Raw genomic sequence first — 16,719 nt, 5'->3', positions numbered from 1 at the left:
ACCAGTCCCGGAAGATCTCGGCGAACGGAGACACGCGTCAGCCCCCGAAGATCTCGGCGAACCGGGACACGCGTCAGCCCCCGAAGATCTCGGCGAACCGGGACACGCGTCAGCCCCCGAAGATCTCGGCGAGCAGCGACGACCTGAGCCGGCGCAGGGCGTCCGCCTCACCGGTCAGGGCGGCCAGGGACGCCCGCCGTTCCTGGACGAGCTCCCGCAGCTCGGTGCGGTCCGACGGCCACGGAACCTCGATCCTCATCAGATCGCTCTTGTTCAGCTTCCGCACGATCGTCGTCGTCTCGCGCGCCTCGATGGCCTGCCGGCCGGCCGGATGCGCGAGCAGCGCCTGCAAGGTGTACGCGTCGTCGCGCGCCAGTCCCACGACCGCGGTGATCTGCTGATTGCTGATACCGGGCCGGGTGATGACCGCGGACTTCCCGAGGTCGCCACCGATGCAGGCGACGGCGACCGCGTGCGCCGGCAGCGGCCGCCCCGTGGCCGCACCCGCCTCGCTGACCCGCTGGCCGGCCACGTCCACCGTGTCGCCGTCGATGTCCGACGGCGTGTAGAAGGGGACGTCCTCACTGCTCCAGTACGCCCCGTTCGCCTTCGAGGGCGTCGACCCCGTCACGCACGCGGCGATCCGGCCGATCTCCCGCTTCTCGCCGGACTCCCACGCCTCGCGCAGCCGGACCCCCACGGCCCGGTCCGCCGCCCGCGCCACGTCCGAGACCGCCAGCCGGTGCTCCTCGACCGCCCACAGGAGGTCGGCCAGCGACCGCTGCACGTCCAGCGGCGGGAGATCGAACGCGTACCCGGACAGGTCGCGCCAGTTGGTACGCGGCGACAGCGACCCCGCCGACGTGCCGAGCGCGTGCCGGAAGAACCCGTCGGAGATGACGAGGAACGGCAGGAACCGGGGCAGCAGCCGGGTCTCGTCCGCCTCGAAGGTGAGGACGTCCCCGGAGCAGATCGCGTCGAAGTCGGCGTACGCGACCTTGCGCTGGTACGCGCGCCGCTTCCCGAAGAGCGTCTGCCCCGGCGTCACCCGCCGGGTGAACGTCGTCCCGTCCTCGGTCGAGCCCCAGCGCCGGATCTTCAGTTCGGCCGGATCCATGTGCTCCATGGCGACGACGCGGTCGACGCCCGCCGCCCCGGGGTCCCGTACGGTCACGTTGACGTTCCGGACGACGTCACCGAAGGCGACGCGCTCCCATGTGCTCTTGTCCAGGTTCACGGGGTGACCTCCTTGCGGAGCAGGGTGTCGAGGCCGGTGACCGCCTCGGCGGACGCGGAGGCCGCCGCGCGCCACGCGGCGAGCGCGCTCCCGACGCCCACCCGCTCGGCGTCGCCGTCGGGCGCGGCGCTCCCGACGTACTGCGGGATCGCGAGGCCGAACCCCTTCCCCGCGATCTCGTCGAGCGTGGCGACCGCCGCGAAGCCCTCCTCGCCCTCGAACGTGCGGTAGGCGGTGAGGATCCGCCGCTGGTGGTCCTCGCGCAGGAACGACTGCCCCTGCTCCCGGGTCACCTCGTTCACCGCGTTGACGAACAGCACCCGGCCGCGCCGGTCCACCGGCTTGCGCGCCCTCAACGTGATCACCACGGCCTCCATCGGACTGTTGTAGAACAGCCCCGCGCCGAGCCCCAGCACGCTCTCCACCAGGTCCGACCTGACCAGCGCCTCGCGCAGCGCGCTCTCCTCGCGCCGGAACAGCACGCCGTGCGGGAACAGGATCGCCGCGCGACCCGTCTCGGGGTCCAGGCTCTTCGCGATGTGCTGGAAGAACGCGTAGTCGGCGCGCCCCTGCGACGGGGCACCCCACATGTTGCGCCCGTACGGGTCGTTCGTGAACGCGGTCCGGTCCCACGCCTTGATGGAGTACGGCGGGTTGGCGAGCACCACGTCGAAGGTCCGCAGACCCCCGTCGTCGTCGTGGAAGGCGGGCCGGGCGAGCGTGTCGCCGTGGGCGATGTGCCCGTCGGTGATGCCGTGGAGGAACAGGTTCATCCGCGCGATGGCGGACGTCCCGAAGTTGAGCTCCTGCCCGTACAGCCGCAGACCGCGCCACTCGTCGCCCTGGCGCTTCAGCTCGGCCACGGTGGAGATGAGCATCCCGCCGGTGCCGCAGGTCGGGTCGTACACCGACTCTCCCGGCCGCGGCCTCAGCATCATCGTCATCAGGTGGACCAGGGTGCGGTTGGTGTAGAACTCCTGGGCCGTGTGCCCGGAGTCGTCCGCGAACTTCTTGATCAGGTACTCGTACCCGTTGCCGAGTTCGTCCTCCGGCAGGTTCGCGATCGTCAGCGTCCGGCTGGAGAAGTGCTCCACCAGCTGCGCCAGGGTCGCGTCGGACAGCAGGTCCTTGTTGCCCCAGTCCCCGTCGCCGAACACCCCCGGCAGCGTCTCCGGGTTGGCGGACTCGATGGCCCGCATCGCCGCCCTGAGCGTCCTGCCGATGTCCTGGGTCACGCCGCGGACGTCGTCCCAGTGCGCGCCCTCGGGCACCGCGAACCGGTGGTTCTCCGCGAGTCCGGCCACCTCGGCGTCGCCGTAGACCTCCATCGCGTTCCCGAACTCCTCGTCGTAGACGTCGGAGATCCGCTTCAGGAAGGTCAGCGGGAAGATGTACTGCTTGTAGTCGCCGGCGTCGATGAGGCCGCGCAGGATGACGGCGGCGCCCCAGAGGTAGTTCTCCAGCTCGCGCTGGGTGATACGGCTGTTCACGCGTCGCCCTCCTCGATCGCCGGCCCCCACTGCACGAGCTCCCCCTCCAGCGCGGCCAGCGTCAGCCGCGCCTGCTCCCGGGCCGCCTCCAGTTCGGTCAGCGCCTCCGGCAGCGTGATCCGGTCGCCCTCGCCGGCGGGCTTCACGTACAGCGGGATGTTGAGGCTGAACCCGTTCGCCGCCAGCCCTGCGGCGTCGGCGACATGGGCCAGGCCCTCGACGTCCTCGAACGCCCGGTAGGTCTCCAGCAGCGTCGTGACGTGCCCGGGCTCCAGCGTGTTCTGGTTCCGGCCCCGCCGGAACAGCTCCTCGCCGTTCACGAACAGCGTCCGCCCCTCGCGCCCGGGCGGCCTCGACGTACGCAGGATCAGCACGCACGCCGCCAGCCCCGTGCCGTAGAAGAGATTGGGCGCCAGCCCGATCACGGCCTCCACGACACCGCTCTTCACCACGTGCGCGCGGATCTTCGCCTCGGCGCCCTGACGGAACAGCGCGCCCTGGGGGAGTACCACCGCGATCCGGCCCGTACCCGGCTGCGCGGACGCGACCATGTGCTGCACCCACGCCCACTCGGCGTACCCCTTGGGCGGCACCCCACCGTGCTCGGCACGGCCCCACCGGTCGGTCCCCCAGCCCTCGTGGCCCCAGTTCTTCAGGGAGAACGGCGGGTTGGCGAGCACGCAGTCGAACCGCGCCAGACGGTTGTCCGTGTGGAACGCCGGGCTGCGGAGCGTGTCCTCCCGCGCGATCCGGAAGTCCTCGATGCCGTGCAGCAGCAGGTTCATCCGGGCGATGCCCGACGTCGCCAGCACCTTCTCCTGCCCGTACAGCTTCCCCCACAGCCGCTTCGGACTGCCCCCGGCGGCCTTCACGTGCTCGATGACCTCGATCAGCATGCCGCCCGTGCCGCACGCGGGGTCGTAGACCGTCTCCCCCTCCCGCGGATCGAGGATGCTCACCAGCAGACCGATCACCGACCGCGGGGTGTAGTACTCGCCCGCCTTCTTGTTCGACTGGTCCGCGAACCGCTTGATCAGGTACTCGTACGCGTTGCCGAACACATCCGGCGACACCGACGCGTTGGACAGCGACCGCGTCGAGAAGTGCTCGATCAGGTCCGACAGCTTCGCGTCGGACAACTTCTCCTTGTTCGTCCAGTTCGCGTTCCCGAAGATCCCGAACAGCGTCTCCGGGTTGGCCTTCTCGATCTCCCGGAACACCGTCCGCAACGCCTGCCCGACGTCCTCCGTCCGCTCCCGCACATCCCCCCACAGACACCCCTCCGGGATCGTGAAGCGATGGTTCTCCGCGAACGCCGCGAACTCGTGGTCCCCGCCCGACTCCTCCAGCGCCTCCGCGTACTCCTCCAAGTACACGTCGGAGATCCGCTTGAAGAACATCAGCGGAAAGATGTACGCCTTGAAGTCCGCCTGGTCGATCGCCCCCCGCAGCAGATCCGCCCCCCGCGCCAGGTACTGCTCCAGCTCCCCCAGCGTCAACCCCGCCACCGGCGCCACCCCCGCCCCTCCGAACCCATCCCATCACCCATCACCACCCCATGATCCCCGACCCCCCACCCCCACCCCGCCTGCGCCGGCCCCCCTCGCCCCGCCCACCGCCCAACGCAAAGACCCCGTCCTCAGCGTTTCCGCTGTGAACGGGGTCCTTTGGCACTTCCTGCGAAGTGCCCCCGGCAGGATTCGAACCTGCGCACACGGCTCCGGAGGCCGTTGCTCTATCCCCTGAGCTACGGGGGCGTTCACCGTGTTTGGCGGCGACGGGTAGAACCCTACCAGCTCGGGGGGTGTGGCTGTGAACAGGTATTTCCGGGGTGTCACCAGGGGCGGGGTCCCTCGCACGGGTCAGAAGTGGGTAAAACCCGGACGCGGTGGTGGGGGGCGTCCTACTCTCGTTCGTGTGTCAGGCGTGTCCGGTCGGGTGCTCGTTGTCGACGACAACAAGGTGATCCGGCAGTTGATCAGGGTCAATCTCGAACTCGAGGGGTTCGAGGTCGTGACCGCGGCCGATGGTGCCGAGTGTCTGGATGTCGTGCATCGGGTCTGTCCTGATGTCGTCACCCTGGACGTCGTCATGCCCCGGTTGGACGGGATCAAGACGGCGGAGCGACTGCGGGCGGACCCGCGGACCAGGCATCTGCCCGTGGCGATCATCAGCGCGGCCGGTGAACACGAGGTGGCCGGCGGGGTCGCGTCGGGTGTCGACGCCTTTCTGGCCAAGCCGTTCGAGCCGTCCGAGCTCGTGCAGGTGGTGCGCCAGTTGATGCACCGCGAGCGGCGGGAGCGGCGGGAGGCGGCCGGGCAGGACGCGGGAGAGGAACCGGCCGCAGCCGAGGTGCGGCAGGACCTGGCAGGACGGGCACGCGGGGTCGGTTGACCCGAGGGCGAGCCGGCTGCCTTGACGGCGGTCGTGGACCGAGGTGCCCGCATGGCGAAACCGGTTCGCGTTCCGACCCCCCTCCTCCCCTAGGCTTGCACCGTGACCCCCGCGGACCTCTCCCTCACCGTGCTGCACGCCGTGCGCCGTGCGGTCGACGACGGTGCGCTGCGGGTCGACGTACCCCCGCGAGTGAAGGTCGAACGGGCCCGGCCCGGCGGCACGGGGGAGTACGCCACCAACATCGCCCTGACCCTCGCGCGGCCGGCCGGGCGCAGTGCGCTCGACGTCGCGGGGATCATCGAGGAGCGGCTCCGTGACGTACCGGGGCTCGCCGGGGTCGAGATCACCGGGCCCGGTTTCCTGAACTTCAGCCTCCGGCGCGACGCGGGCGGTGAGCTCGTGCGGGTGATCCGGGAGGCGGGCGCCGCGTACGGACACGGCACCGCCCTCGCCGGCACCGCCGTCCGCTTCGCCGAAGTGACCGAGGAGCGCGCGACGCTCGTGGTCGGGACCGTCGTCCGGCTGCTGCGGTCCCAGGGCGCGGACGCGTCCTTCGGCGGCGACGAGCGGATGTACGTACGCCCCGGGGCGTACGACGTCGAGGGCCTCGGTGCCGACGCCGCGCGCTGGGCCCTGCTCAGGGCCGCGCCCCAGGACCGGCCCCTTGACGGGCCGCCGCTGCTCGTCCAGCACGAGCGCAACTCCCTCTTCCGGGTGCGGTACGCGTACTCCCGCGTGCGGAGGCTGCTCGCCAACGGCCGGCAGCTCGGGATCACCCCCGGGGACGGATGCGGCCCCGACGCCTCGTACGGACCCGGCGCCCCGTCCTGGACCGGCCCCGCCCACGAGACCGACACCCCCTACGCCCCCCACGCCGCCGAGCTGCTGGCCGTCCTCGGGGATCACCCCGTCGTTCTGCTCGCCGCGGCGCGTCATCGTGCGCCCGACCGGGTCGCCCGGCATGTGGAGGCAGTCGCGGACGCGTTGCTCGGGTTTCAGCACGCGGTGCTGCCGCTCGGCGACGAGAAACCCTCGGCCGCCCATCGTTCCCGGCTCGCGCTCGCCGAAGCCGCCGGGACGGTGCTTGCCGGTGGCCTCGCCGTGCTCGGCATCAGCGCACCCGATCGGATCTGAAAGAGCAGACATGAGCCGTTCCGCCCACCCCGCAGGGCCCCGTCACGCCGATGTCCTCCCCGAGGGGCACTACTCGGCGCCGCCCGCCGACCTCAACGTCCTCGACCCGAAGGTGTGGTCCCGGACGGTGGCGAGGGACGAGCGCGGTGTCGCCACGATCGGCGGGATCGCCGTCGACGCCCTCGCCGAGGAGTTCGGCACGCCCGCGTACTTCCTGGACGAGACCGACTTCCGTGCCCGGTGCCGGGCGTGGGCGGAGGCGTTCGGGAAGGACGCCGACGTGTTCTACGCGGGGAAGGCGTTCCTCTCCAAGGCCGTCGTGCGGTGGCTGAAGGAGGAGGGGCTGAACCTGGACGTGTGCTCCGGTGGCGAGCTCACGACCGCCCTCGCCGCCGGGATGCCGGCCGAGCGCATCGCCTTCCACGGGAACAACAAGAGCGAGGAGGAGATCCGCACGGCCGTCGAGGCCGGTGTCGGGCGGATCGTCCTCGACTCGTTCCAGGAGATCGTCCGGGTCGCGCATGTCGCGCAGTCCCTCGGCAAGCGCCAGCGGGTGCAGATCCGGGTGACGGTCGGCGTCGAGGCGCACACGCACGAGTTCATCGCGACCGCCCACGAGGACCAGAAGTTCGGCATCGCGCTGGCCGGCGGGCAGGCCGCCGAGGCCGTCCGGCGGGCGCTGAGGCTGGACGGTCTGGAGCTGATCGGGATCCACTCCCACATCGGCTCGCAGATCTTCGACATGGCCGGCTTCGAGGTCTCGGCCCGCCGTGTCGTGCAGCTGCTCGCCGAGGTCCGTGACGAGCACGGCGTGGAGCTCCCCGAGATCGACCTCGGCGGCGGTCTCGGCATCGCGTACACCTCCGCCGACGACCCGCGCGAGCCGCACGAGATCGCCAAGGCGCTGAACGAGATCGTGACGCGGGAGTGCGAGGCCGCCGGTCTCGCCACGCCCCGGATCTCCGTCGAACCGGGCCGCGCCATCGTCGGCCCGACGGCGTTCACGCTCTACCGGGTGGGCACGATCAAGCCGCTGGAGGGGCTGCGGACGTACGTGAGCGTCGACGGCGGCATGTCGGACAACATCCGCACCGCCCTGTACGACGCCGAGTACAGCGTCTCCCTCGTCTCGCGGACCAGCGACGCCGAGCCGATGCTCACCCGGGTCGTCGGCAAGCACTGCGAGAGCGGCGACATCGTCGTACGGGACGCCTTCCTGCCCTCGGACCTGGCGTCCGGCGACCTGATCGCCGTGCCGGCCACCGGCGCGTACTGCCGCTCCATGGCCAGCAACTACAACCACTCGCTCCGGCCGCCCGTCGTGGCCGTCCGCGAGGGCGAGGCGCGGGTCATCGTCCGGCGCGAGACGGAAGAAGATCTCCTGCGTCTCGACATCGGCTGACGAAATAGTCGCGTGGTGGAATAGTCGAGTGATGAAATCGATGTCTCAGGATCCGGACGGGGGGCGGAAACCCCCGTCCGGTGAGTGAGACTGTTCCCACCGTAGAAATACGAAGCAGAAGTACGAGAAACGAGGTCGGATGATGCGTACGCGTCCGCTGAAGGTGGCGCTGCTGGGCTGCGGAGTGGTCGGCTCAGAGGTGGCGCGCATCATGACGACGCACGCCGACGACCTCGCCGCGCGCATCGGCGCCCCGGTCGAGCTCGCCGGCGTGGCGGTCCGCCGCCCGGACAAGGTCCGCGAGGGCATCCCCGCGGAGCTGATCACCACCGACGCCACCGCCCTGGTCAAACGGGGGGACATCGACGTCATCATCGAGGTCATCGGCGGCGTCGAGCCGGCCCGTACCCTGATCACCACCGCGTTCGAGCACGGCGCCTCCGTCGTCTCGGCGAACAAGGCGCTGCTCGCCCAGGACGGCGCGACCCTCTACGCCGCCGCCGAGAAGAACGGCCAGGACCTCTATTACGAGGCCGCCGTCGCCGGCGCGATCCCGCTGATCCGGCCGCTGCGCGAGTCCCTCGCCGGCGACAAGATCAACCGGGTCATGGGCATCGTCAACGGCACCACCAACTTCATCCTCGACAAGATGGACACGTCGGGTGCCGGTTACTCCGAGGCGCTCGACGAGGCCACCGCCCTCGGGTACGCCGAGGCCGACCCGACCGCCGACGTCGAGGGCTTCGACGCCGCCGCGAAGGCCGCCATCCTCGCCGGGATCGCGTTCCACACCCGGGTGCGCCTCGACGACGTCTACCGCGAGGGCATGACCGAGGTCACCGCCGCCGACTTCGCCTCCGCCAAGCAGATGGGCTGCACCATCAAGCTGCTCGCGATCTGCGAGCGGGCCGCCGACGGCGGGTCCGTCACCGCGCGCGTGCACCCCGCGATGATCCCGCTCAGCCACCCGCTCGCCTCCGTCCGCGAGGCGTACAACGCGGTCTTCGTCGAGGCGGAGGCCGCCGGGCAGCTCATGTTCTACGGCCCCGGCGCCGGCGGCTCGCCGACGGCCTCGGCCGTGCTCGGCGACCTCGTCGCCGTGTGCCGCAACAAGCTCGACGGGGCCAACGGCCCCGGAGAGTCCGCGTACACCCAGCTGCCCGTGAGCTCCATGGGCGAGGTCGTCACGCGGTACCACATCAGCCTCGACGTGGCCGACAAGCCGGGCGTCCTCGCCCAGGTCGCGACGGTCTTCGCCGAGCACGGCGTATCCATCGATACGGTGCGCCAGCAGGGCAAGGACGGCGAGGCGTCCCTCGTCGTCGTCACCCACCGCGCGCCCGACGCCGCCCTCTCGGGGACCGTCGAGGCGCTGCGCAAGCTCGACACCGTGCGCGGTGTCGCCAGCATCATGCGTGTTGAAGGGGAGTAAGGACCCATGACCCACAAGGGCACCCACCAGTGGCGCGGCATCATCGAGGAGTACCGGGACCGCCTTCCGGTCACGGACACGACGCCGGTCGTCACGCTCCGTGAGGGCGGTACGCCGCTCGTCCCCGCTCAGGTGCTCTCCGAGCGCACGGGCTGCGAGGTGCACCTCAAGGTCGAGGGCGCCAACCCCACCGGCTCCTTCAAGGACCGGGGCATGACCATGGCCATCTCCAAGGCCAAGGAGGAGGGGGCGCAGGCCGTCATCTGCGCCTCCACCGGCAACACCTCCGCCTCGGCCGCGGCCTACGCGGTACGCGCCGGCATGGTGTCGGCCGTCCTCGTGCCGCAGGGCAAGATCGCGCTGGGCAAGATGGGCCAGGCCCTCGTGCACGGCGCGAAGATCCTCCAGGTCGACGGCAACTTCGACGACTGCCTCACCCTGGCCCGCAGCCTCTCCGAGAACTATCCGGTGGCGCTGGTCAATTCGGTCAACCCGGTCCGCATCGAGGGCCAGAAGACCGCCGCGTTCGAGATCGTCGACATGCTCGGCGACGCCCCCGACATCCACGTGCTGCCCGTGGGCAACGCCGGCAACATCACGGCGTACTGGAAGGGGTACCGCGAGTACGCCGAGGACGGTCTCGCGACGCACCGGCCGCGCATGTGGGGCTTCCAGGCGTCCGGTTCGGCGCCGCTCGTGCGCGGCGAGGTCGTCAAGGACCCGTCGACGATCGCCACCGCGATCCGTATCGGCAACCCGGCCTCGTGGGACTACGCGATCGCCGCGCGCGACGAGTCGGGCGGCTTCATCGACGAGGTGACGGACCGTGAGATCCTGCGCGCCTACCGCCTGTTGGCCGCGCAGGAGGGTGTCTTCGTCGAGCCCGCCTCGGCGGCCTCGGTCGCCGGTCTGCTGAAGGCGGCCGAGCAGGGCAAGGTCGACCCGGGTCAGCGGATCGTCTGCACCGTGACCGGAAACGGCCTGAAGGACCCCGACTGGGCCGTCGCCGGCGCACCGCAGCCGGTCACCGTCCCGGTCGACGCCGCGACCGCCGCCGAGCGCCTCGGCCTGGCCTGATCCCACCTTCCCCCGCGGGGGAAACCGCTGATCGATACCCGATCAGGAACGTACATAGGCGCACAGGTTGGCTCGCGACACGCATCGTGCGCCTCCTGTGCGCCCTATGTCGCCGCAGAACCTTCCTTCGATAGTCTGTACCGAACCCGCCCCGACGCATATGCGCCGTGTCGTTGCCGTTGTCGCCCCCGTGGCCGAAACGGCCCCCGGGTCCTCGAGTACTTCACCCGCGGTACTTGTCGGGGTGAAGCCTTGCTGTTCGAAATGCCTGTTGCCGCAATCAAGGAGAGTCATCGAGCGATGGCCGGTCCAGCGTTCCGCGCCGCCGCCGTACGGGTGCGCGTCCCCGCCACCAGCGCCAACCTCGGCCCGGGCTTCGATGCCTTCGGCCTGTCGCTGGGGCTCTACGACGACGTCGTCGTCCGGGTCGCCGACTCCGGACTGCACGTCGACATCGCGGGCGAGGGCGCCGAGACGCTCCCGCGCGACGAGAGCCACCTGCTCGTCCGCTCCCTGCGCACGGCCTTCGACCTGCTCGGCGGACAGCCCCGCGGCCTCGAGGTCGTCTGCGCCAACCGCATCCCGCACGGCCGCGGCCTCGGCTCCTCCTCCGCCGCCATCTGCGCCGGCATCGTCGCCGCCCGCGCCGTGACCATAGGCGGGGACGCCAGGCTCGACGAGGCGGCCCTGCTCGAACTCGCCACCGAGATCGAGGGGCACCCCGACAACGTCGCCGCCTGTCTGCTCGGCGGATTCACGCTCGCCTGGACCGAGTCCGGTGCCGCGCGGGCGATCAGGATGGATCCCTCCGATTCCATCGTTCCGGTGGTTTTCGTCCCCGGAAAGCCCGTACTCACCGAGACCGCCCGCGGACTCCTGCCGCGCACCGTCCCGCACGTGGACGCCGCGGCCAACGCCGGGCGCGCCGCCCTCCTCGTCGAGGCCCTGACCCGCCGCCCCGAGCTGCTGCTCTCGGCCACCGAGGACCGGCTGCACCAGGAGTACCGGGCTCCCGCGATGCCGGAGAGCATCGCCCTGGTGAACCGGCTGCGGGCGGACGGCGTCCCCGCGGTCATCTCCGGCGCGGGCCCCACGGTGCTCGCGCTGGCCGAACACGGGACGGCCGACAAGGTCGCCCGACTGGCGGGCGAGGGATGGGCCGCGAACCGGCTCGACCTCGACGCGTCCGGAGCGGTCGTACTGCCGCTGGCGCCCTAGCGCGCGGCGGCGGGGGGCGCCGGGCAGCGTCCCCCGTACTGCCCCGGACACGAGATTGCCGGTGAGGGAGAGGGGGAATGTTTGTTGGAGCCGGTAGTGTTAACCTCAAGTCTGCACCCGACCTCTTTGTGGAGCGGTGCGGAGAGTCCCCATCAGGGACCACCATTCTTCCGGGAGCCTCCTCAACTGCCTGAGCAGCCTGCCTGAGCAGTTTTGAGCACGCTCCGGAACCGGCACGACACCCCTCGCTCTTCTGCAGTGAGGGCCGAGCAGGGGGCGCTCGGGCCGGACCCACAGCACGTTTTCTCCCTTCCGCCGTACCCGGCGGGACCACCGCCCCGGACACGGTCCACAAGCCAGGACCGCTGCCGGACAGCACAACCGGTCGCCGAGCCAGATGGCCGACGTCCGCTCCAGGGAAGGACCCTTCGTGAGCGACACCACCGATCTGATGGGCGTGACTGCCGACAACAATGTCGACACCGCCGCGCCCGCCGCAGGTGCTGCCACCGGCGGCACCGCACGGCGCCGCCGCTCCGGCACCGGCCTCGACGGCATGGTCCTGGCCGAGCTGCAGCAGGTCGCGTCCGGCCTCGGCATCAGGGGCACCGCGCGGATGCGCAAGAGCCAGCTGATCGAGGTCATCAAGGAGGCGCAGGCCGGAGGGGGATCCTCCCAGGCCGCCGCTCCCGCCAAGGCCGAAGCCGACACCAAGCCGAAGCGCCGCGCCACCTCCAAGGCCCGCACGGTCGACGCCGCGGCCGAGGCCGCCGCGCCCAAGGCGGAGAAGGCCGAGAAGGCCGTCGCCCAGCAGCAGATCGACATCCCGGGCCAGCCGGCCTCCGACGACCAGCCGGCCGGTGAGCGCCGTCGTCGTCGGGCCACCGCCCCCGCCGGTTCGCCGGAGGGCGAGGCCAAGGCCGAGGCCGCCCAGGTCGTCAAGACCGAGGCCCGCACCGAGGCCCGTACCGAGGCCAAGGCCGACGCGCAGGCCGAGGCCGCCGTCGACGGTGCCGAGGGCCGCGGCCGTCGTGACCGCGGCGAGCGCGGGGAGCGCGGCGAGCGCCGTGACCGCCGTGACCGTCAGCGCGAGCGCGGCAAGGGCGACGAGCAGCAGGGCGGTGGCCAGGGCGGCCAGCGTCAGCGCCAGGGCGGCCAGGGCCAGGGCCAGGGTCAGGGCCAGCAGGTCCAGGTCCAGGGCCAGGGCCAGGGCCAGCAGGGCGGCCAGCAGGCCGGTCCGCAGGACGACTACGACGACGCCGAGGGCGGTCGCCGCGGGCGTCGCGGGCGCTACCGCGACCGTCGTGGCCGTCGTGGCCGTGACGACTTCCAGGCCGGCGAGCCGCAGGTCGCCGACGACGACGTCCTGATCCCCGTCGCGGGCATCCTCGACATCCTCGACAACTACGCGTTCATCCGGACCTCGGGCTACCTGCCCGGTCCGAACGACGTGTACGTCTCCCTCGCGCAGGTCCGCAAGAACGGCCTGCGCAAGGGTGACCACGTCACCGGCGCGGTGCGTCAGCCGAAGGAGGGCGAGCGCCGCGAGAAGTTCAACGCGCTGGTCCGCCTGGACTCCGCGAACGGCATGGCCGCCGACTCCGGCCGCGGCCGCCCGGAGTTCAACAAGCTGACCCCGCTCTACCCGCAGGACCGGCTCCGTCTGGAGACCGACCCGGGCGTGCTGACCACGCGGATCATCGACCTCGTGTCGCCGATCGGCAAGGGCCAGCGCGGTCTGATCGTGGCCCCGCCGAAGACCGGCAAGACCATGATCATGCAGGCGATCGCCAACGCGATCACCCACAACAACCCCGAGTGCCACCTGATGGTCGTCCTGGTCGACGAGCGTCCGGAAGAGGTCACCGACATGCAGCGGTCGGTCAAGGGCGAGGTCATCTCCTCGACCTTCGACCGCCCGGCCGAGGACCACACCACCGTCGCCGAGCTGGCCATCGAGCGCGCCAAGCGTCTCGTGGAGCTGGGTCACGACGTGGTCGTCCTGCTCGACTCGATCACCCGCCTGGGCCGCGCGTACAACCTCGCGGCGCCGGCCTCCGGCCGCATCCTGTCCGGTGGTGTCGACTCGACCGCCCTGTACCCGCCGAAGCGCTTCTTCGGTGCGGCCCGGAACATCGAGGACGGCGGCTCGCTGACCATCCTCGCCACCGCCCTGGTGGACACCGGTTCGCGCATGGACGAGGTGATCTTCGAGGAGTTCAAGGGCACCGGCAACATGGAGCTCAAGCTCGACCGGAAGCTCGCCGACAAGCGCATCTTCCCGGCCGTCGACGTCGACGCCTCGGGCACCCGCAAGGAGGAGATCCTCCTCGGTGCCGACGAGCTCGCCGTCACCTGGAAGCTGCGTCGTGTGCTGCACGCGCTCGACCAGCAGCAGGCGATCGAGCTGCTCCTCGACAAGATGAAGCAGACGAAGTCGAACGGCGAGTTCCTCCTCCAGATCCAGAAGACCACCCCCGGAGGGAACAGCAACGACTGACGCGAGAGCTGCGTCACACGACGAAACCCGGGCCCCGCGTCCGTAACCCCGTCGTGACCTGCGTAAACCACCGCGCCCACCGTGCCCCGCACGGTGGGCGCGGTGCGTTGCCCACCGAAACCTCACAGGGACCCGTGCAACCCTTTCGGGTGCTTCGCCGTCACAGAAGGTGAACCGAGGGCCCGAGGGGAGACGATGACCGAGCAGAACGACAGCGGCCGCATACGCGGGGCCGGCAGCGGCCGGCGCCGCAAGCCGCCCGCCAAGCGCCGCAAGGCGCCGATCCTGATAGCGGGGGCCGCCGCGGTCCTCGTCCTCGGCGGCGCCGGCCTCGGCTACGTGTACGTCAAGCTCGACGGCAACATCAAGGGCGTCGACATCAACGCCCAGCTCGGCACCGAACGCCCGGTGGACGTCGACGACGGCTCCCTGGACATCCTCGTCCTCGGCTCCGACTCCCGCTCCGGCGACAACGCCGCCTACGGCGAGGACGAGGGCGGCGCCCGCTCCGACACCGCGATGGTCGTCCACGTCTACGAGGGCCACAAGAAGGCGAGCGTCGTCTCCGTCCCCCGCGACACCCTCGTCGACCGGCCGGCCTGCACCGACGGCCAGGGCGGCAGCGTCGCCGGCGAGCGGCGGGCCATGTTCAACACGGCGTACGAGGTCGGCGGCCCCGCCTGCGCCGTCAAGACCGTCGAGTCGATGTCCGGCATCCGCATGGACCACTACATCGAGGTCGACTTCACCGGCTTCAAGAAGCTCATCGACACCCTCGGCGGCGTCGAGATCACCACCACGCAGGCCATCAAGGACTCCAAGAGCCACCTCGACCTCGCTCCCGGCACCCACACCCTCGACGGCGAGCAGTCCCTCGGCCTCGTCCGCACCCGCAAGAGCGTCGGCGACGGCAGTGACCTCGGCCGCATCCAGCTCCAGCAGGCGTTCATGAAGGCGTTCATCGACCAGGTCAAGGACGTCGGCGTCTTCACCAACCCGAAGAAGCTCCTCGATCTCGCCGACGCCGCCACCAAGGCCATCACCCCGGACTCCGAACTCGACTCGGTCCAGGAACTGATGGGCTTCGCCAAGGGCCTCTCCGGCCTCGGCGCCGAGGACGTCCACATGATCACCCTGCCGGTCGAGTACGACCCCCGGGACCCCAACCGCGTGATCCCGCTGGAGGCCGAGTCCCGGCAGGTCTGGAAGGCGCTCAAGGCCGACCTGCCGATTCCCGCCTCGGCCACGAAGGACGCCGCCACCGGCCAGGCCGGCGGCGTCGTGAAGTAGCCCGGGAATACCTCCGGCCCCACCCCCGTTTTGGGAGATACGGCCGGTCCTGGCAGACTGGTACGTCGGCCCCGGTTCACGCTTGCCGCAACCCGCGACGGCGACCCGGAGCCCTCCCGAAACTAGGAGACACCTTGAAGCGCGAGATCCACCCCCAGTACGTCGATACCCAGGTCAGCTGCACCTGTGGTGCGTCGTTCACCACCCGTAGCACCCTGACCGAGGGCACCATCCGTGCCGAGGTCTGCTCCGAGTGCCACCCGTTCTACACGGGCAAGCAGAAGATCCTCGACACCGGCGGCCGCGTCGCCCGCTTCGAGGCCCGCTTCGGCAAGGCCACCGGCTCCGCCAAGTAGCGAGCCCCTGCGCCGGTCCACGGCCGCCCCGCGCGGGCGGCCGGGACCGGCGCTTTGCCGTCCCGTAGAACTGACGAAAACCAGGAGCCCCCGATGTTCGAGGCGGTCGAGGAACTGGTCGGCGAGCACGCCGACCTGGAGACGAAGCTCGCGGACCCCTCGGTCCACGCCGACCAGGCGAACGCGCGCAGGCTGAACAAGCGCTACGCCGAGCTGACCCCGATCGTCGCCACGTACCGGTCCTGGAAGCAGACCGGCGACGACATCGAGACCGCCCGCGAGTTCGCGCACGACGACCCCGACTTCGCCGCCGAGGTCAAGCTGCTGGAGAAGGACCGCGAGGAGCTCACCGACAAGCTCCGCCTGCTCCTCGTCCCGCGCGACCCGAGCGACGACAAGGACGTCATCCTGGAGATCAAGGCGGGCGCCGGCGGCGACGAGTCCGCGCTCTTCGCTGGCGACCTGCTCCGCATGTACCTCCGGTACGCCGAGCGCGTCGGCTGGAAGACCGAGATCATCGACGCCACCGAGTCCGAGCTGGGCGGCTACAAGGACGTCCAGGTCGCCGTGAAGACCAAGGGCGGCAACGGCGCCACCGAGCCCGGCCAGGGCGTCTGGGCGCGACTCAAGTACGAGGGCGGCGTGCACCGCGTGCAGCGCGTCCCCGCGACCGAGTCGGCCGGCCGCATCCACACCTCCGCCGCCGGCGTGCTCGTCACGCCCGAGGCCGAGGAGGTCGAGGTCGAGGTCCACGCCAACGACCTGCGCATCGACGTCTACCGCTCGTCCGGCCCCGGCGGCCAGTCGGTCAACACCACCGACTCCGCGGTCCGCATCACGCACCTGCCGACCGGCATCGTCGCCTCCTGCCAGAACGAGAAGAGCCAGCTCCAGAACAAGGAGCAGGCCATGCGCATCCTGCGCTCGCGGCTGCTCGCCGCCGCGCAGGAGGAGGCCGAGTCGAAGGCCGCCGACGCCCGCCGCAGCCAGGTCCGCACGGTCGACCGGTCCGAGAAGATCCGTACGTACAACTTCCCGGAAAACCGGATTTCCGACCACCGCGTCGGCTTCAAGGCGTACAACCTGGACCAGGTCCTCGACGGCGAACTGGACCCCATGATCCAGGCGTGCGTCGACGCCGACTCCGCTGCCAAGCTCGCCGCGGCGTAAGTTCCGTAAGCCCCAC

The 16,719-nt window shown here is 70.9% G+C and carries 13 protein-coding genes and 1 tRNA gene; 10 read left to right on the top strand and 4 right to left on the bottom strand.

The window, feature by feature from the left end; translation table 11 throughout:
- Positions 1–109: 109 nt before the first annotated feature.
- The 4 genes from ACFVZH_RS13595 to ACFVZH_RS13580 all read right to left on the bottom strand — a co-directional run bounded on the left by ACFVZH_RS13595 (position 110) and on the right by ACFVZH_RS13580 (position 4,484).
- Positions 110–1,237, bottom strand: a complete 1,128-nt coding sequence (locus ACFVZH_RS13595) for a hypothetical protein (RefSeq protein ID WP_384896467.1) — start codon at positions 1,235–1,237, stop codon at positions 110–112.
- The gene (locus ACFVZH_RS13590) at positions 1,234–2,727 is read right to left on the bottom strand and encodes an N-6 DNA methylase (RefSeq protein WP_384896464.1); all 1,494 of its coding nucleotides are present in this window, start codon (positions 2,725–2,727) and stop codon (positions 1,234–1,236) included. Before ACFVZH_RS13590 ends, ACFVZH_RS13595 begins: the two co-directional genes overlap by 4 nt.
- Positions 2,724–4,235, bottom strand: a complete 1,512-nt coding sequence (locus ACFVZH_RS13585) for an N-6 DNA methylase (protein WP_384896461.1) — start codon at positions 4,233–4,235, stop codon at positions 2,724–2,726. The genes ACFVZH_RS13590 and ACFVZH_RS13585 overlap by 4 nt, the downstream gene beginning before the upstream one ends.
- A 177-nt stretch (positions 4,236–4,412) precedes the next feature.
- Positions 4,413–4,484: transfer RNA gene (locus tag ACFVZH_RS13580), tRNA-Arg, on the bottom strand.
- A gap of 160 nt (positions 4,485–4,644) precedes the next feature.
- On the opposite strand from ACFVZH_RS13580, the gene ACFVZH_RS13575 reads away from it, so the two are divergent.
- From ACFVZH_RS13575 to prfA, 10 genes are all read left to right on the top strand, one after another.
- Positions 4,645–5,121 carry a response regulator gene (locus tag ACFVZH_RS13575; RefSeq protein ID WP_384896458.1) on the top strand — a complete coding sequence of 159 codons (477 nt, stop codon included), beginning with the start codon at positions 4,645–4,647 and terminating at the stop codon, positions 5,119–5,121.
- A 102-nt stretch (positions 5,122–5,223) separates the two neighbouring features.
- Entirely contained in the window at positions 5,224–6,258 is a 1,035-nt protein-coding gene (gene nrtL, locus ACFVZH_RS13570) for an ArgS-related anticodon-binding protein NrtL (protein WP_384896455.1), read from the top strand.
- A 10-nt stretch (positions 6,259–6,268) separates the two neighbouring features.
- On the top strand, positions 6,269–7,660 hold the full coding sequence (lysA, locus tag ACFVZH_RS13565) for a diaminopimelate decarboxylase (RefSeq protein ID WP_384896453.1): 1,392 nt from the start codon (positions 6,269–6,271) through the stop codon (positions 7,658–7,660).
- A gap of 142 nt (positions 7,661–7,802) precedes the next feature.
- Positions 7,803–9,092, top strand: a complete 1,290-nt coding sequence (locus ACFVZH_RS13560) for a homoserine dehydrogenase (RefSeq protein WP_384896879.1) — start codon at positions 7,803–7,805, stop codon at positions 9,090–9,092.
- Positions 9,093–9,098: 6 nt separating this feature from the next.
- The gene (gene thrC, locus ACFVZH_RS13555; RefSeq protein ID WP_384896451.1) at positions 9,099–10,169 is read left to right on the top strand and encodes a threonine synthase; all 1,071 of its coding nucleotides are present in this window, start codon (positions 9,099–9,101) and stop codon (positions 10,167–10,169) included.
- A 300-nt stretch (positions 10,170–10,469) separates the two neighbouring features.
- Complete coding sequence (thrB, locus tag ACFVZH_RS13550; protein ID WP_366307637.1) at positions 10,470–11,387, top strand: homoserine kinase; 918 nt, start codon at positions 10,470–10,472, stop codon at positions 11,385–11,387.
- A gap of 430 nt (positions 11,388–11,817) precedes the next feature.
- Positions 11,818–13,887, top strand: a complete 2,070-nt coding sequence (gene rho, locus ACFVZH_RS13545) for a transcription termination factor Rho (RefSeq protein WP_384896449.1) — start codon at positions 11,818–11,820, stop codon at positions 13,885–13,887.
- A 195-nt stretch (positions 13,888–14,082) separates the two neighbouring features.
- Positions 14,083–15,177 carry an LCP family protein gene (locus ACFVZH_RS13540; protein WP_384896447.1) on the top strand — a complete coding sequence of 365 codons (1,095 nt, stop codon included), beginning with the start codon at positions 14,083–14,085 and terminating at the stop codon, positions 15,175–15,177.
- Positions 15,178–15,311: 134 nt separating this feature from the next.
- Complete coding sequence (gene rpmE, locus ACFVZH_RS13535) at positions 15,312–15,533, top strand: 50S ribosomal protein L31 (RefSeq protein ID WP_384896445.1); 222 nt, start codon at positions 15,312–15,314, stop codon at positions 15,531–15,533.
- A 93-nt stretch (positions 15,534–15,626) separates the two neighbouring features.
- Entirely contained in the window at positions 15,627–16,703 is a 1,077-nt protein-coding gene (gene prfA / locus ACFVZH_RS13530) for a peptide chain release factor 1 (RefSeq protein WP_384896443.1), read from the top strand.
- The last annotated feature ends 16 nt before the right edge of the window (positions 16,704–16,719 follow it).

The organism is Streptomyces sp. NPDC059534 (assembly GCF_042743475.1).
GTDB lineage: Bacteria > Actinomycetota > Actinomycetes > Streptomycetales > Streptomycetaceae > Streptomyces.
Note: the sequence above shows the minus strand (reverse complement) of the source record. Positions and strands in the feature narration are given on the sequence as shown.